Origin of the sequence: Bacillus thermozeamaize, from assembly GCA_002159075.1 — a bacterium.
GTDB classification, from domain to species: Bacteria; Bacillota; Bacilli; order ZCTH02-B2; family ZCTH02-B2; genus Bacillus_BB; species Bacillus_BB thermozeamaize.
Genome location: LZRT01000087.1, coordinates 37,639 through 51,859 on the forward strand (window position 1 = coordinate 37,639; position 14,221 = coordinate 51,859).

16 protein-coding genes are annotated in these 14,221 nt (G+C 57.3%); all 16 read right to left on the reverse strand.

Going from position 1 to position 14,221, the window contains the following annotated elements; all coding sequences use genetic code 11:
- Window positions 1-194 precede the first annotated feature (194 nt).
- The 16 genes from BAA01_11655 to BAA01_11730 all read right to left on the reverse strand — a co-directional run bounded on the left by BAA01_11655 (window position 195) and on the right by BAA01_11730 (window position 14,218).
- Window positions 195-1,112, reverse strand: a complete 918-nt coding sequence (locus BAA01_11655) for a hypothetical protein (GenBank protein ID OUM86655.1) — start codon at window positions 1,110-1,112, stop codon at window positions 195-197.
- Between the two features lie 8 nt (window positions 1,113-1,120).
- Window positions 1,121-1,756 (reverse strand): hypothetical protein, encoded by a 636-nt coding sequence (locus BAA01_11660; protein OUM86656.1) that lies wholly within the window; start codon window positions 1,754-1,756, stop codon window positions 1,121-1,123.
- A gap of 98 nt (window positions 1,757-1,854) precedes the next feature.
- The gene (locus BAA01_11665) at window positions 1,855-2,901 is read right to left on the reverse strand and encodes a hypothetical protein (protein OUM86690.1); all 1,047 of its coding nucleotides are present in this window, start codon (window positions 2,899-2,901) and stop codon (window positions 1,855-1,857) included.
- Entirely contained in the window at window positions 2,888-4,273 is a 1,386-nt protein-coding gene (locus tag BAA01_11670; GenBank protein OUM86657.1) for a phage portal protein, read from the reverse strand. The genes BAA01_11665 and BAA01_11670 overlap by 14 nt, the downstream gene beginning before the upstream one ends.
- Entirely contained in the window at window positions 4,273-5,535 is a 1,263-nt protein-coding gene (locus BAA01_11675; GenBank protein ID OUM86658.1) for a terminase, read from the reverse strand. Before BAA01_11675 ends, BAA01_11670 begins: the two co-directional genes overlap by 1 nt.
- Before the next feature lie 172 nt (window positions 5,536-5,707).
- Window positions 5,708-6,223: a terminase gene (locus BAA01_11680; GenBank protein ID OUM86691.1), complete on the reverse strand. Its 516-nt coding sequence runs from the start codon at window positions 6,221-6,223 to the stop codon at window positions 5,708-5,710.
- 44 nt (window positions 6,224-6,267) lie between these two features.
- On the reverse strand, window positions 6,268-6,459 hold the full coding sequence (locus BAA01_11685; protein OUM86659.1) for a hypothetical protein: 192 nt from the start codon (window positions 6,457-6,459) through the stop codon (window positions 6,268-6,270).
- A 236-nt stretch (window positions 6,460-6,695) separates the two neighbouring features.
- Window positions 6,696-7,121 (reverse strand): transcriptional regulator, encoded by a 426-nt coding sequence (locus BAA01_11690; GenBank protein OUM86660.1) that lies wholly within the window; start codon window positions 7,119-7,121, stop codon window positions 6,696-6,698.
- 145 nt (window positions 7,122-7,266) lie between these two features.
- Window positions 7,267-7,575, reverse strand: a complete 309-nt coding sequence (locus BAA01_11695) for a hypothetical protein (GenBank protein OUM86661.1) — start codon at window positions 7,573-7,575, stop codon at window positions 7,267-7,269.
- Window positions 7,572-8,816, reverse strand: coding sequence for a DEAD/DEAH box helicase (locus tag BAA01_11700; protein ID OUM86692.1), 1,245 nt, complete (start codon window positions 8,814-8,816; stop codon window positions 7,572-7,574). The genes BAA01_11695 and BAA01_11700 overlap by 4 nt, the downstream gene beginning before the upstream one ends.
- A 141-nt stretch (window positions 8,817-8,957) precedes the next feature.
- Entirely contained in the window at window positions 8,958-9,425 is a 468-nt protein-coding gene (locus tag BAA01_11705) for an HNH endonuclease (GenBank protein ID OUM86662.1), read from the reverse strand.
- A 5-nt stretch (window positions 9,426-9,430) separates the two neighbouring features.
- Window positions 9,431-9,712 carry a nuclease gene (locus tag BAA01_11710; protein OUM86663.1) on the reverse strand — a complete coding sequence of 94 codons (282 nt, stop codon included), beginning with the start codon at window positions 9,710-9,712 and terminating at the stop codon, window positions 9,431-9,433.
- 314 nt (window positions 9,713-10,026) lie between these two features.
- Complete coding sequence (locus tag BAA01_11715) at window positions 10,027-12,447, reverse strand: virulence-associated protein E (GenBank protein ID OUM86664.1); 2,421 nt, start codon at window positions 12,445-12,447, stop codon at window positions 10,027-10,029.
- A gap of 11 nt (window positions 12,448-12,458) precedes the next feature.
- The gene (locus tag BAA01_11720) at window positions 12,459-13,088 is read right to left on the reverse strand and encodes a hypothetical protein (GenBank protein ID OUM86665.1); all 630 of its coding nucleotides are present in this window, start codon (window positions 13,086-13,088) and stop codon (window positions 12,459-12,461) included.
- Window positions 13,089-13,094: 6 nt separating this feature from the next.
- Entirely contained in the window at window positions 13,095-13,442 is a 348-nt protein-coding gene (locus BAA01_11725; GenBank protein OUM86666.1) for a hypothetical protein, read from the reverse strand.
- Window positions 13,439-14,218, reverse strand: a complete 780-nt coding sequence (locus BAA01_11730) for a hypothetical protein (protein ID OUM86667.1) — start codon at window positions 14,216-14,218, stop codon at window positions 13,439-13,441. Before BAA01_11730 ends, BAA01_11725 begins: the two co-directional genes overlap by 4 nt.
- Window positions 14,219-14,221: the final 3 nt, after the last annotated feature.

The following is a 14,221-nucleotide window of genomic DNA, read 5'->3' on the forward strand; positions in this document are numbered from 1 at the left end:
CTGTCACCTCCATGAAAACGGAGGGCAGCTTATTTGCCACCCTCCGTCTTCTTGTTCTTTGCTGCGCCTTCCGCAGCCGCGTCAGGCTTATCCGACTGGGCGATCCGAACGAACCCCTGCCGCTCATACTTCTGCGCCTGGTGTTCCGTCGCAGCCAGCTTCACGACGTTTTCACGCTGCAGCACGATCATGGATCATTCCTCCGTGGCCACGTAGATTTCGCGGACCTTGTTTTCGGGGATGATCAGATCGTGATACTTGCGGTAGTCGATCTTCCAGGCGTTGGCGTTTTGGTTCGTCATCGGGTCGAAGATGCGGACCACATCCGTCTTCTGAATCCCGATCGGCGCCCGGCGGGACGACACGATCCAGTGGACAACCTTGGAGCCCACCGCAGGCACGAAGCCGCCTTCTTCCTGGCCGGACGTTTTCCCGTCGTAGAAGACGAAGGCCGTCCGCATGCGGTTCGAGGCCACCGGGATCAGCGGGATGCCGTCGAGGAAACGGATACGCAGGTCAATGCCGCCCTGGCGGAAGTTGCCGACATCGATTTGCTTTTTGATTTCTTCGCTGTTGATCAGAATTTGATACACCGGCCACCTGATCGTGATGACCAGTTGTTCTGTGTCCAGCCCGCGATCCGCCAGGGTGTAGATGTGGCTGTAGAGCTTCTCAAGAATCGTCGATTTGTCGGGCGTATAGGTTTCCTGGTTTCCGGCCGCGATGGCTTTCGTGGCAATCTTAGAGTACCGGTAGGCATCGATTTCTGGGATCACCTTCGTGCGCTGGAACTCGCTCATGACGTTCGCGGCACTGGCGCCGAAGTTCGTTTCGTTCACATCCATGGCATCCAGCTGGAACGTCCGGCCGCGGTCCATGGTCAGCTTGTGCGTTTGGTATTTGTAAGTCACAGAACCCTGCACGAAGCCCGTGTCGCGGTCATAGTCCGCCAGGCCCTGCACCACGATGTCCGGGATTTTAATTTCGTCGCCGCCGTTGTAGATGACATCGACGGCGTTCGCTTCCATCCAGCCGGACGTGGATTGTTGTTCGGCTTGCAGGTCCAGCTGCGTCTGGAAAAGCTTTGCATACTCCAGCGTGTTGATCGGCATTTTTCAAATCACCTCTGCGCAAAGATTTGTTTGATGCGGTCCTCATCGGGAAGCTTGTTGCCTCCGCCTCCCGTCCCGCCTTTCGGCGCACCTCCGCCTTTGAGGCGCTCATTGACGGCCTGCTCGACCGCTTCGCGGAACACCTTTTCCACCGCTTCGATGGACTTATTGGTGCTTTCCGCGTCAGTGTAGTCGAGGATTTCGGCCAACTGTTTCGGCAGCCCTTTCTCCGCGAGCGTCTCCAGCGCGGTCGCCCGAAGCTCACGGCGCGTGATCTCCCGTTCGCGCTTCGCCAGCTCTTCCTCGCGCTTCTGGCGCTCGTACTCGGCCTTTTGTTCTGCGGTCATTTTGGCGAGCTTCTCCGCCTCCGTTTTGGCCTCGTCGAGCTTCGTCTGGAATTCTTTCTCCCACCTGGAGCGCTCTTTAGCGATGGTCTGGCCGATCAGCTTGTTGATGTACTCCTGCTGTTCTGGCGTGAAGGTGATCTTTTCGCCCTTGCCCTTGTCGGTCGTCTCTTGGCTGCCGGCTGAACCACCTCCGGCGTCGACAGCGGCCTCGCCGCCCGCCGAGCTGTCCCCCTCGGCAAAAAGCTGAAGATTGAGCGGCAGAAGCCGCGTCCTGGCATTTTCGAATTGGTTCATCATGATTGATACCTCCCGTTTAACGCCCGTCGGCTTTTTCCCGTGACAGCAGTTTAACGTCATGCCGCACGTGCTGGACGTAAAGAAAAACAGCCCGGAAATCAGGCTGTTTTCTTGCCCTTCACGTATGTGTCATACCACTGCTGATAATTCATGCTGGCCGGGACGAGCATCGTTTTTCCCGTCACCGGGTCCCTGGCCCGGCGCTGCAGGTTCATCTCTTCGCCGACATCGATCACCGCGACCGTTGTGCTGCGGCAATTCGGGTGCATGGGCGGCATGTTCACGCCGGGGCTGGCGTCCTTGACCAGGTACACCTTGCCATCCTGTTGCCGGCACTTCTCTGACGTCCGCAAATCAAGCGTCGCCACGAAGCGGTATCGCTCGATGCCGGCTTCCTCGTATGCTTCCATCTCCGCGGCGTTAGCCATATAGGTCGTCTCGGTCCTGAGCAACCGGTTCGCGGCGTGTTTGCTGACGGCGAAACGCTCCTCGATCTGCTCCCGCATCTGCCGAATGCTGGCGCCACTCATGAGCCCGCCGGTGATGACTTCGGTGAGCGTCTTGGCCAGAACATCCGTGTTTCCCCAGATCCGCTTGCTGAAATGCTCGCCGCTCCAGGGGCGCTTCAAAATCGCCTCGATCGTCCGTCGCGGCATCGCGGCAAAATCAAAGACGTACCCGGTGCCACGCTGCAGGTCGAATATGGTCCGGTAATACGCCTCGTTAATCGTGCTCATGAGCGCCCGGGTGAGCAGCTCCAGCTCCACATCCGCGATCAGCTTCGACTGGATGAGCATGTCAGCCTGGAGCGCAAGCCGCTTCGTGATTCGGGCCGCATACGCCGGTGCATTCAGAATGGCGAGAAGCCGGCGTCGAATTTCGGGATCTTTGACCTTCCGGTACTGCTCCCGGATTCGTTCCCATTCCCGACGGCTGATGGGTTCGGAAAGAAGTCGTCGCGCCTCCTCCGGCGTCAGGTCGTGGTTCTTGACGTAAGTTCCAAAAATGCGCTCGATCTCTTCCAGGACGTTCTGCTGACCGCGGTTGTACGCTGCGACGATATGCCGAATCACCTCATCATTTCGCCGGTGATATTCGGCCATCCGCTGCCGCGCCCGGCGCTCCCAGTAATCATTGTTCCGCATCGCCATCTACATCGCCCTCACGCTCCACCGGGAAACCGAACGCCGCCTGCTGCCTCCGCAGGTTTTCTTCCTTCTCAGCGTTCTTGGCGTCGACCTCAGCCTGCGGATCATTCACAAAGGACAACTGGCTGACAAGTGTCTTGTGCGACACCAAGTCTTGCAGCTGGGCGATCATTTGCGCCGCTTCCAGGTCGTTCGCCGGCAGATTTCGCGTAATGGTGATGGTGACGTTGGACACGTCCACCGCTTTGCCTTTGACACGGAGGACGTTGGCAAACAACTGCAGCCGCTTACGCAGGCCCTTCTTGAAGTATCGCTCCTTGATGACAGCCAGCTGCTCCAGGCCGAGCAGTTTGTACTTCATGGCGACGCCGGAAGCATTGGCCGCGAAGTTTTTATCCGTCAGGTTCGGCACCATGGCAAACTGGTGAATATCATCACGGATCGCATTCCGGAGCACCTCGACGTCGGACTCGTTCAGGTTTTTGACCAGCCACTGCGCATCGGCGCCTTGGTCGGCCGGAAGCTCCAGAACCTTGTACTGCTTGAGCAGGTTGATCGTCCTGCTGGCCTCTTCCTCATCATCCCCGATCGACACACCCTTGAGCTTCAATATCGCGTCCACCAGCTGCTCTTTGTCGTTGACGCGATCGCTCATGAGCACGTTGTAGGCGTCGATCAGGCTGATGACCTGCTCGAAGTCACCCTGCTGTTCCTCATTGTTTGAGAATTCCACGATCGGCACACCGCCGAAGTAATGCGGCTCCCGGCCGAGCTCCTCATACGCCTGACTGTCCAGGTCCTTCACGAAGTAGCGAATCACTTCTTGCGCCGTGTAGACGTTGACGTTGTATCCGATCACCTGATTGTTAATGTCGCGCTTCTCGTAATAGTGACAGCCAAACAGCGGTCGCTGCTCGACCGTGTCGTCCACGACCAGGAAAATTTTCCGCGGGTCGATCACGGCCGGCTTCGGGATCGGGTTTTCGTCGTCGGTCATGTAGTAGAGCTCCCGGCCGACACCGAAGATCGACAAGTCCTTCGCCAGCTCCGCGTCGTGCGAGTGAACGTCCACCCGGCTGAAAACGTCAAGAATCGGCTCGATTCCGTCGCCCTCGTACTTCACCGGGTCACCCAGCACGTACCCCACGGCCACATCCGTGATGTATTTCGCATGGTTGGCAACGATCCGGTTGTTCGGCAAACCCTTCGTCATCTGCCGATCCAAGATCGGGTGATTGCCCAGATAGTACGCTTCCAGCTTGTTGAGCCGCGGAATGCTCGTCAGGTGCTCCTGAATGCAATTTCGAATCATCTCCGGCGGGATATTGTTCCAGTCCGGAAGCAACGATCGATCTCGAACAATGGGCATCATCTCACCCCAATCTTCGCCTTATTGCCAACCCGCACTTTCACGTGCTTCATATCATCCTCCAGCGCGTACCGCACGGCGTCGATGCTGTGATTGTCCTTGTCCGGAAAACCGTCCTTCCACCCACCGTTGCCGTCCGGCTCCAGCTCATAGCTTTGGAACTCCCGGGCGGTGTTCGGGCAGCGCTCCGGGTCGATGACGATCTCGTCCAGGTCCTGAAGGAACTTGATGCCGTGGTCCACGCTGTCCGGCCCCTTCTTCGCCCCGACGACGTTGACGCCGAGGTTGCGCAGTTCCGCGATAGTCCGCGGTTCGGCACTGTCAGCCGTCACCCGGGAGTTGGACTTGTTCTCGGCCTTGATCGCCTCGGCAAGCGCGCGATTGCTCATACCGACCTTGTGGATCTCGAAGAAGATGAACAGCCGGCGCCGCGTGGCGTCGTAGTGCATGACCGCGTAATGCGTCGGGTGGGCCGCGAAGCCGAAGTCCAGCCCGCGCCGGATACGGTCAAACGCGGCAATCTCTTCGTCACTGATCCGACGGATGGTTAGGTTCCGGAACACCTCTCCCCCGGTACCGACGTCCTCGCCCAGGTACTCGTGCCGGTAGGCCAACTCGTTTCGCGCCTTGAGCGTCTCGGCCTCAATGAAAAACTGCTCCCCAAGCCATTCCCGCGGCACGTCCAAGTAGGTGCTATGATGCACAAACCAGCCAGGCGGCGGGTTGTTTTTGTGCTCATGCACCCATGACTTACGGCTTTTCGGCGGGTTGAAGGTATAAAAAACGCGGAAGCTGTCGCCGCCGCGCATGAATGTCTGGTTGATTGTCCGAATGTCTTCTAACGAGAACTCGTCAGCCTCTTCGTACCAGATGAACTTCACGTAACCATTGCGCAGCTTCCCGGACTTGACCTTTCGCGGGTTGTCCGCCCCGCGGAAGATGATCGTTTGTCCTGTCGAAATGTATGTCAACCGCATTGGCGATACGCTCGCGTGCCACAGGTGCCTGACGCCAAGTTTCTCGATCGCCCAGAGAAGCTGTTCAAACACGCTTTCACGGATCGTGTCCTTGACTTTCCGCAGCGCGACCGCGTTCGCCTGGGGATCGCGCATCATGCCAAGGATAATCTCGATCGCCGCAAACGACGATTTCGTGCTGCCCCGGCCACCACTGAGCAGAAAATGTGTGGCGGCGCCAGATTTGACTGCGTGATGAACCTCGTAGAACGAAGGTGCGATGAGATCGGTTAGCCGAATTTGCATTTCAAGTCAACCACCACCAACAGACATCTGCACAAAATTCGGGATTTTGTGAACATGTCCGAATGTCCAATCTTCAAAAAAGACCAAAATCGGCCGTTTTCGGCGATTTCGCTTCCGTGAAACATCGAGAAAAACGGCTCAAAATCGAGAAACACGATCTCCGTTTTTCTCGTTATTGCTCCGTTTTTCTCGGTTTTTCATTCGGAACATCATCCACGATCTGCACAGCGCCCTGGACCTCGACCTGCTGACGGTCGATGAACATGCCGAAACGCTTGCCGAGAAGCTCAAGAGCGCGAATCTTGTCATGCAGCTTGATTTCGCGCTCAACGCCTTCCCCGGCTTCCGTCGGAAACCTCTTCACCTTCACGGCAGCAATCGCCGCGCGGTCGTCCTCGGAGGCGTCGTCGGCCAGCTCGGCTGTTCCCATATTAATCACTCTCGTCGGATCCAAAAAAGCGATCCTCGCCAGCTCGCGGATGATGCGCTCCTGGGTGACGCCAGTCCGTCGGCTGAGCTCAGCCATCCGCTGGTCGATGTACGAACGGACGCTAACTTTCGCTAACAATCGAGCTGCCTGCTCGTTTGCCGTCCTCGGACTATACCCCGCCCGAATCGCCGCCTGCGTAGCGTTCAGGTCGATCAGGTATTCGTCTGCGAAGCGCTGCTGTTTCGGCGTCAGGCTCATGATCACCACCTCGAAAAAAGACAAAAGAAAAAGCGCCAAAGGCGCTATTGTGGATTATAAGCTTCCTCCATCGCTTTAGCGACAGTTTTTAATAATTGCGTAATCGCTTCATCGGAGAGATATTTCTTCATCAAGATTTCAACCGCCTGTCCATTTGCGCCACTAATTGCTTGACCTCTCGCTTTCACCACTTCCTGCACAATTTCACTGGCAATTTCATCCCAAGCTTTTGACATTTTCATCCCTCCCAGGTGTCATACTTCGACACATGGGAGGATTTTCCTGCACAAACCCCGGACAGCCGCCCCGCACCGGTCCGGTCCCGGCGGAGGAGGCGAGGCCCGCTACTCGCCAGCGAGGCGGCTGGACGAAAAGAGCCCAGGCCGATCTGGCCGGGCTCCGGAAATATGCTTCTCCGATGGTATCAGTTTATCATGATTTGCGAGGCCAAAAGTCTCATAAAAGTATCATTTCATCGCCATCCAAGTTTTTCGGCGATGGCATAAACAATCTCGTCACGCCAGCGTATCGCAGTCGCACGACTCACATCCAGCCGCAACGCAATCCCATCCCACGTCAATGTCCTCGGCTTGTCCCAGTACCGCAGCTGCACCAGCTGCTTTTTCTTTTCCGGCAGCCGTTCGACGACGCTCTCAATCGCCTCGACGATCCTCTCCAACTGCTCGATCCGGCGATGCGTCACCATCAGCACCGCAGTCCGCCCGGTCGGATCGCCCGGCATGTTCCCGCGGCTGCCGCCGGCATTCTCATCAGGCGGCGCGGATGCGTGCAGGATCTCGTTTTTCAGACGGACAATTTCCTTCCTGGTGTCGTGATAGGCGTACAACTCGGATTCGACATGCTGGAATGTGCCACGGCGCAATTTGATTTGGATCATCCTCTCGCCGCCTCCTTTCCCCAAATCTGCCGGTAACACGTTTCACAGACGTTCAGCTTGTTGCCGTTATGCCGGTTTTTCATGACGAATTTCGCCCGGCGCCGTTCGCACAGATCACAAAGCAGTCGGCCACATCTGCATCGCTTCAAAACTCGCACCTCCCGTTCCGGCAATCAACTCCGTAAACAGCCGACTCATCCACCAGATGCCCGTCAACATCCGTGGTATCAACGCTCACCTCAGAAACTCCATCCCACAGCTCCCGGATCTCCTCCGCCTTCGCCACCACGGCGGCCTTTTGTTTCGGCGTCAGCACGATATCCATCGCTTCCTGGTAATGCTTTGCGGCCATCTGGTACGCCCGGGTGTGCAGCTCGTCCATGGCCTGCCAGAAATCGCGGTAGCCGAGTTTGCGGACCCGCTGGTAGAAGGCCCGCTTTTCCTCGCGGCTCAAGCTGTCCTCACCCTTTCCATGCGCACTTTCAGTGCATCGATCAACGCCTGCTGCGTCCGCGCCTTGCTCTCCAGACGCTTCGCCACCTCTTCGTCCATGCTGTCCCGCACCATGAGAAAATGCTCGATGACCTTCTCCTCCTGCCCTTGCCGATGCAGCCGCTTCTGTGCCTGCTCGTACAGCTCCAGCGACCAGGGCAACGTGAACCAGCAGATATGGTTTCCGCCTCGCTGAAGGTTGAGCCCGTAAGCCGTCGACGCTGGGTGCGCCAGGGCAACGTGGATTTTCCGGGCGTTCCAATCCGCATAGTCCTGCGGGCCCTTCAGCTCTCGAACTTCCAGCCCCCGCATTTTCTGCCTCATCGCCCGCAAGATCCGGTCCCGGTCGTGCTGGTAGCCGTAAAACACCAGAAGCGGCTTGCCCTGCATGCTTTCAACCAGCTCCAGAAACGCCTCGATCTTCGCGTCGTGGATCTCATGCACGTTCCGGTTCTCGTCATACACGGCACCGGCGCAAAACTGCAGCAACTTGTTTGTCACCGCGGCCGCCTGGGCGGCGGTAATCGTCTCGCCATCCAGCTCCAGCACCTGCTGCCGCTCGAACTGCCGGTACGCCTGCCGGGCCTTCGCGTCCAGCTCAACCGGAATCCTGTTCTGAACCAGCTCCGGCAGCTCCAGATAGTCCTCCGCCTTCATGCTGATGCAAATGTCCTCGATTGCGGCCTTGATTGCCTCCTCAGCGCCGATCTTAGACTCGTATTTGCTGAAATCGCCCATCGGGATGCGGTCGAAGAAGCGAGTCCGAAACTGTTCAAACCGCGAATAAAGCCGCTGTCCCTGATCCAACAGGTAAACTTGCGCCCAAAGATCCAACAGCCCATTCGGCGCCGGCGTCCCAGTCAGCCCCAGCACCCGCTGGATCTTCGGTCGGACGCGCTTCATCGCCTTGAACCGGATCGATTGCGGATTCTTGAAACTGGACAGCTCGTCCAGAACCACCATGTCGAACGGCCAAGCCTGCCGGTAATGGTCAACGAGCCACTGGACGTTGTCCCGGTTGATGACGTAAATATCTGCTGGTGTCGCCAAAGCTCTTAAACGCTGCCTTTCCGTTCCCAAGACTGTTTGAACGCGAAGCAGTTGAAGGTGCTCCCATCTCGCCGCCTCGTCTGTCCACGTAGCTTCAGCAACCTTTTTCGGTGCCACCACCAGCGTCTTCCGCACTGTGAAACGGTTGTACATGAGGTCGTTGATGCCGGTTAGGGAAATCACGGTTTTTCCTAACCCAAGCCCATATCCAGCATCAATCCGAGATACGGCTCCGTCACAACCCGATGAATGCAGTACCTCTGGTACGGATGCGGTATGAACTTTTCCACGGCATCACCCCCTCTTACCAAAGAAAAATCTGTACTCGGCAGCATGCCATGCGGCATGTTCCTTCTGAGATGCGAACACTCGCAAATTTTCAGGTCGATTGTCCCGCTTGTTACCGTTAATGTGGTGCACCACTTCGCCAGGCTTCAACGGTCTTCCCAGCATCTGCTCGGCGACAATTCGATGTGTGTGTCGGCCATATGTTTTCTCGTATGACTTCCCTTCACCGGTGCCCAGTCTGGCTTCGCGTAATTTCTGCCTGACTTCAGGCGTCATGCGTGTTGGGTTCAATTTCCGATTCAGCTCGGGCAGATGCCATGCGTTGAAATTGCGCTTGTAGCCTTCCGGATTAAGTCGCTTTGTGACGTGAGTATCTTTGCATTGCTTGCTGCAAAAATTCCGCTCCTTAACCTGGCTGGGATACCTGTAAATCTTTTTCCCACACCATAGACAAGTGACTTCAACTTTGGGCAATCACATCAACCTCCCGTCAGCTCCCGGATCAGCGTGTCTACGCCTTCGCGACTGTCGATCACCCGCACGTCACAGCCCAGCGCGCGCAAGCGCTCGTGTTGATATTGTTGCAGTTGCGTCGGCTTCCGACCGGTCGCTTTCAGCTCGACGAACACCACCCGCCCGCCGGGCATGATTACAATCCGGTCCGGTACGCCGTTGTTGCCCGGGCTCACCCACTTATAGGCGATCCCGCCAGCCTGGCGTACCTGCTCCCGGAGGTAGATTTCGACGCTCCGTTCCCTCACGGTTCAAACCTCCCGCTGTTACTTTGTAACCTTGTAACGCGCGTATATATTAAACCCTCTATACAGGCGCGTTAGAGAGATTAGAGGGTATATATACGCGCCCAATTCCCTCTATTCTGCCTATTTGAACCTTTTATAATAGAAACAAAGTTACAAAGTTACAAAATCCTTAAAATGCCTGTTGTTATGCGGTTTCTGGCTGTAACTTTGACCGTAACTTTCAAGGTTACAAGGTTACAATTGGTGTAACTTTCCAATTCAAAGTTACAAGTCAAAGTTACAAAGTTACAGGCTGAAGAAACAGCTTCATCGACCTATAACACCTCCCGGTAAAACCCTTTTTGCACCCCATAAGGTCCGCACCGGATGGGCACCGGTTTGCTGCTCCACCCGGGCATCCTTGCCAAAATGCTGTTGATCTCCAGTACATCCGTCCGTTTCAGGTTCTTCAGATCTCCGCCGAAGCACTCGACCCACACCTCGGCCGCACAGATCCGATCCCGAGGCACCGTCTCGCTTTCACCCCGGCCGAACTCGGCCGACCAATACAGGCGCCTCGATGGAATATCGCGTTTTTCCCATCCCACTGGTACCGGCCGTTCCACGAATTCGCGGATCAGGCCTTCCTTTGCGCTACCAATCAGGTGCTCCTCTTGTTGGCGCACGGCGATCTCGGCCGCTTCGCCTGTCAGGTACAGCGATTCACCACGCTGCCAGTAGACATAGGCTTCCGCATAGATCTGGTCGACCTCGCGTTCCAGATCCTCGAAAACTGATTTCTTCGGCGGATTCAGCCCAACATCGACCGGCCAAAAACGCCTGTTGCCGGTCGCGTCCCGGAGGAACTCGCTGTCGTTCGTCGTGCCCCAGAACACGCAGCGTCTAGGGAAGGCCGTTGTCCGCCGGCCGTAAGGCTCCCGGTAAATGTCCTCTGTGCGACTGAGAAACTGCTTGATGGCGTTGGTTTCGGATTTATTGAAGCCCTGCAGCTCAGCCACCTCGATGATCCAGATGCCCTGGATGAGCTCGCTGGCCTCCTTGCCCTCGAACGTGGTCAGGCTGTCGCTGTACCATTTGCGCCCGAGGACCCGGAGGAACGTCGACTTTCCGATGCCCTGCGGTCCGGCCAGGATCGGCATGTAGTCGTACTTGCAGCCTGGCTGCATCGCCCTGGCGACGGCAGCGACGATGGCTTTGCGGGCGACCGCCCGGGTGTAGACGTTATCGTCGGCGCCGAGGTAATCGATGAGCAGCGTATCGAGCCGCGGCACGCCGTCCCAGGTAAGCGATGTGAGATACTCTTGCACCTCGTTGTACCTGTGCCGGTGGGCGACGATCGCAACGGCGTCGAGGATTTTCTCTTTGCCGGTGATCTGATAGGCGCGTTCGAGGTAATAGCGCAGGCCGGCGTCGTCAGTGTCGGTCCACTGCCGGCGTTCCGGACGCGGGTCCCAGGGAAGGGGTCCGAGCACCATCCCGCGGACGGCGAATTCGTCGTAGGCGATTTTGCCCTTGAGCAGCGGGTCGTGTTCCAGGATGATCACGATGTTGTCGATGGTTTTCGCCGCCATGCCGGTCGGTGTGAGCTCGAGCAGCTTGATCCAGTCGTCCTGCTCAGGGTCGCCGACTGGCTGCACTTCGGCGCCCTGGAACACCTCGACAGCGCGCTCGTACCGCTCCTGCTGCATGATCGCTGCCACGCCGGCGTCTTTCAGCGCAAAAGCCACCATGGCGGTGTATGACGGCAAGCGATTCGTCGGCGTGTCCGGCAGCGCATCGTCGTCCAGGTCGCCGAACTTGTGCAGGCGCACTAGATCAAAGGCATTGACGAGGCGTCCACTGCACGGGTCTGTGGCGTGGTGGGAATAGAGGAATTTCCCGTCGTCATACACCACGGCGCCGCCGGTCGTGCTGCCGGCCGTGTACGTGTAGCGGCCGGGCGGGGCGGCGTCGTCCGCTGGCTCGTAGACGCCTGGCAGAAACTTTTCGATCGCGGCGTGGATGTCGTACAGGCGGCAGAACGCCCCGACGACGCCCGGCTTTGTGAGCGGATCGCCTTGCTTCGCGGCCAAGCGGACGTGCTTTTTATCATCGCCTGGGATCTGCGGCCAGCTCGTCCAGTCGCGCCAGTCCGCATAGAGCGCCAGCATGCCGTCAGCGGACAGAAACGGTTTGTCTCCGTAGCAGTAGACGTACTCGCCGTCTGAGCAGCAGCTTGGCCAGTACATGAGTCTGACCAGCTCAAATGTCGTCGGATCGCACATGCTGATGCCGATCATTTCCGCGAGTTTGCGGGCGATCGGCTCATACTCGTCCGGCGTCATGGTGCGGTCCGTCGGGACGAGGATACGCAGCCGGGGCCGGTCCGGGGAGTGCTTGCGGGTGCTGTAGACGACGTAGGCGCAGCCAAGGCTGTCGATCCGGCGCAGCACATCATCGGTCATGAACGGCGGGATGTTGTCCAGGTCGAGCGTGATGAGATCCCGGCCGACGATGGCATTGTTTTTTCGGCGGGGACCGGAGAGTTCACCACCGACGAAGCCGCCAACGTCTTTGAGATCGTCCTGGCGGGACTTCGGCAGTTTCAGGTATTCGGCGAGCGTCTCCGTTCCCCGCACGGCCACGCGCAGGCGTTCGATGAGCTCGGACCAGTAGATTTTTTGTGCTTGCCAGCTCGTCGACTTTCGGTGGCCGCCGACGGAGATGGTGAGCTCTCGGTTATAGACGAGAGACATGGCTGCACCCCTTAGCTGTTCGTTGAGCTGCGAACGGGCAAAATGATCACGTCAACGTTGGCTTCATCCGTGATCAGGATAGGGTTATGTGGGCTGCTGAATCGGACTTTGACCCCCTCGAACGGGATCTCCGAAAACACGGTCATCGCGTTAGCGAGATAATTGGCGTTCAGGATGATGAGCGGGAAGTCCTCTTTGTCGTAGGTCCCGAAGAAGCCTCTGAAGCTCACCGTGTTTTCTTCGTCCTTCGCGAACAGATGAATGCGTCCATCCAGGTATGCAAGCCGGATGAGCGGGACTCTTTTGTCGATTTTGAGAGCGACGGCGAGGGCGCATTCCGCGGCAAAGAGGGCCTGATTGAATTCTTTTGGCTCTGTGTAGCTGAACTCACCGGCATACTGGACGTCGTTAAAAACTTTTTCCACGTCCGGATATTGGCCTTCGATCGGCGCGCCGGTTTTGGCGTGCAGGATGACCGGTGAGCTGAGCTTGTGGGCGTCTCTCACCCGGATTGCATAATGCCGGTTCGTCGCGTAGACGCAGCCGTCGGCGGCGTAGAAGATGCCGGCCAGAACAGGGGTCAGGCCTCCCAAACCAACAAATTTTTTGATATGTTTGTTAAGGATGATTTCTTTGAACATGTGAGGTCACCTCAAAACTGCAAATTGGATTTCATCCGGCACAATGTCTCTGCATCCATGCTCAGATCCGATGATCAGCGTTTCCGGATCGACATAATGGAAAGCGTAATACCAGGGGTCTCCGTTTGCTCCGGTCGGCCTGGAGACGAACAGGAGCGTGCGGTCCACCCGACCGACGTATTCCAGCCAGAAGCCGTCCTGCATCTCAAAAGTGCTGCGGGCTTTGCGACCGATTTTTGAGATTTTGTCCCCAGGGACAATCAGCTGCTCCCCGAGCTGTACGGCTTCCGGCCGGATCTTCTCTCCTTCCTCGAGCATTCCGTACATGGCGCCCCATTTAAGGACGGTGATCATTTTGCCGCTTCCTCAATGAGCTGGTCTAGGTGCCAGCGGGCCTTTTTCAGATCCTCGACACTTTTCCACGCACACAGGTGCTGAATCACGGCTCCGGTACAGTAGGCAGCAACGCCGGTTAGGCCTTCCGTGGCGAAATTGATCACGTCGATGAGCTTGATTTCGGAGATTTGGCCCGGATCGGTGTCTACGGCCTTCTCAACCGTCTGCAGCAGGGCGTCCCGTTCCGCCTGGAGCTGGGTGACAGCCTCCTCCAGCTCCCTGATCCGGACCGTTTTCTCAGCGAGCAGCTGGTTGAGGCGTTCAACGATCGCGTCCTTTTGCATGTCCTGTTGCAGCTCCTGGGTAAATGTGCACTGATCTGCTTCTTCACGCGAATCAGGAGCAGGCTGTTGCTCGCCCCGCAACTGCTCCAGCGCCTTATCCTCATCTTCCTTTTCCCGGACGCCCCACTCTTTCAGGTTCCGGTAAAATTTCGTCGTGTTAGTGGGAAAATATCTCTTTTGAATTTCGGAACGGCTTTTACCTTCAAGCCGTAACCGTAAATATTGCTCCCTGGTCAGTTCCGCCAATTCGGTATCCTCCTTTTCACGTTTCGATTTTGAAAGCAAAATGATTGGTCTTTTCTCCTTGCTGAGCTGACCGGTCTGGCGATACCGTTCCAACTCCTCGGGGCTCAATTTGTATGTGATGACCGGCCCGCTGCTTCTCGCTTTGAGCTCGACATCTCGTTTCGGGACTGGCGTCCCATGCATTCCGGATCGAAGATGCAGCACCTT

What these genes read in the sequence shown, in the direction of transcription:
- BAA01_11655 (OUM86655.1), bottom strand. Translation starts at nt 1,112, where the DNA reads ATGCCGATCAACACGCTGGAGTATGCAAAGCTTTTCCAGACGCAGCTG.
- BAA01_11660 (OUM86656.1), bottom strand. Translation starts at nt 1,756, where the DNA reads ATGATGAACCAATTCGAAAATGCCAGGACGCGGCTTCTGCCGCTCAAT.
- BAA01_11665 (OUM86690.1), bottom strand. Translation starts at nt 2,901, where the DNA reads ATGCGGAACAATGATTACTGGGAGCGCCGGGCGCGGCAGCGGATGGCC.
- BAA01_11670 (OUM86657.1), bottom strand. Translation starts at nt 4,273, where the DNA reads ATGCCCATTGTTCGAGATCGATCGTTGCTTCCGGACTGGAACAATATC.
- BAA01_11675 (OUM86658.1), bottom strand. Translation starts at nt 5,535, where the DNA reads ATGCAAATTCGGCTAACCGATCTCATCGCACCTTCGTTCTACGAGGTT.
- BAA01_11680 (OUM86691.1), bottom strand. Translation starts at nt 6,223, where the DNA reads ATGAGCCTGACGCCGAAACAGCAGCGCTTCGCAGACGAATACCTGATC.
- BAA01_11685 (OUM86659.1), bottom strand. Translation starts at nt 6,459, where the DNA reads ATGTCAAAAGCTTGGGATGAAATTGCCAGTGAAATTGTGCAGGAAGTG.
- BAA01_11690 (OUM86660.1), bottom strand. Translation starts at nt 7,121, where the DNA reads ATGATCCAAATCAAATTGCGCCGTGGCACATTCCAGCATGTCGAATCC.
- BAA01_11700 (OUM86692.1), bottom strand. Translation starts at nt 8,816, where the DNA reads ATGTACAACCGTTTCACAGTGCGGAAGACGCTGGTGGTGGCACCGAAA.
- BAA01_11715 (OUM86664.1), bottom strand. Translation starts at nt 12,447, where the DNA reads ATGTCTCTCGTCTATAACCGAGAGCTCACCATCTCCGTCGGCGGCCAC.
- BAA01_11720 (OUM86665.1), bottom strand. Translation starts at nt 13,088, where the DNA reads ATGTTCAAAGAAATCATCCTTAACAAACATATCAAAAAATTTGTTGGT.
- BAA01_11725 (OUM86666.1), bottom strand. Translation starts at nt 13,442, where the DNA reads ATGATCACCGTCCTTAAATGGGGCGCCATGTACGGAATGCTCGAGGAA.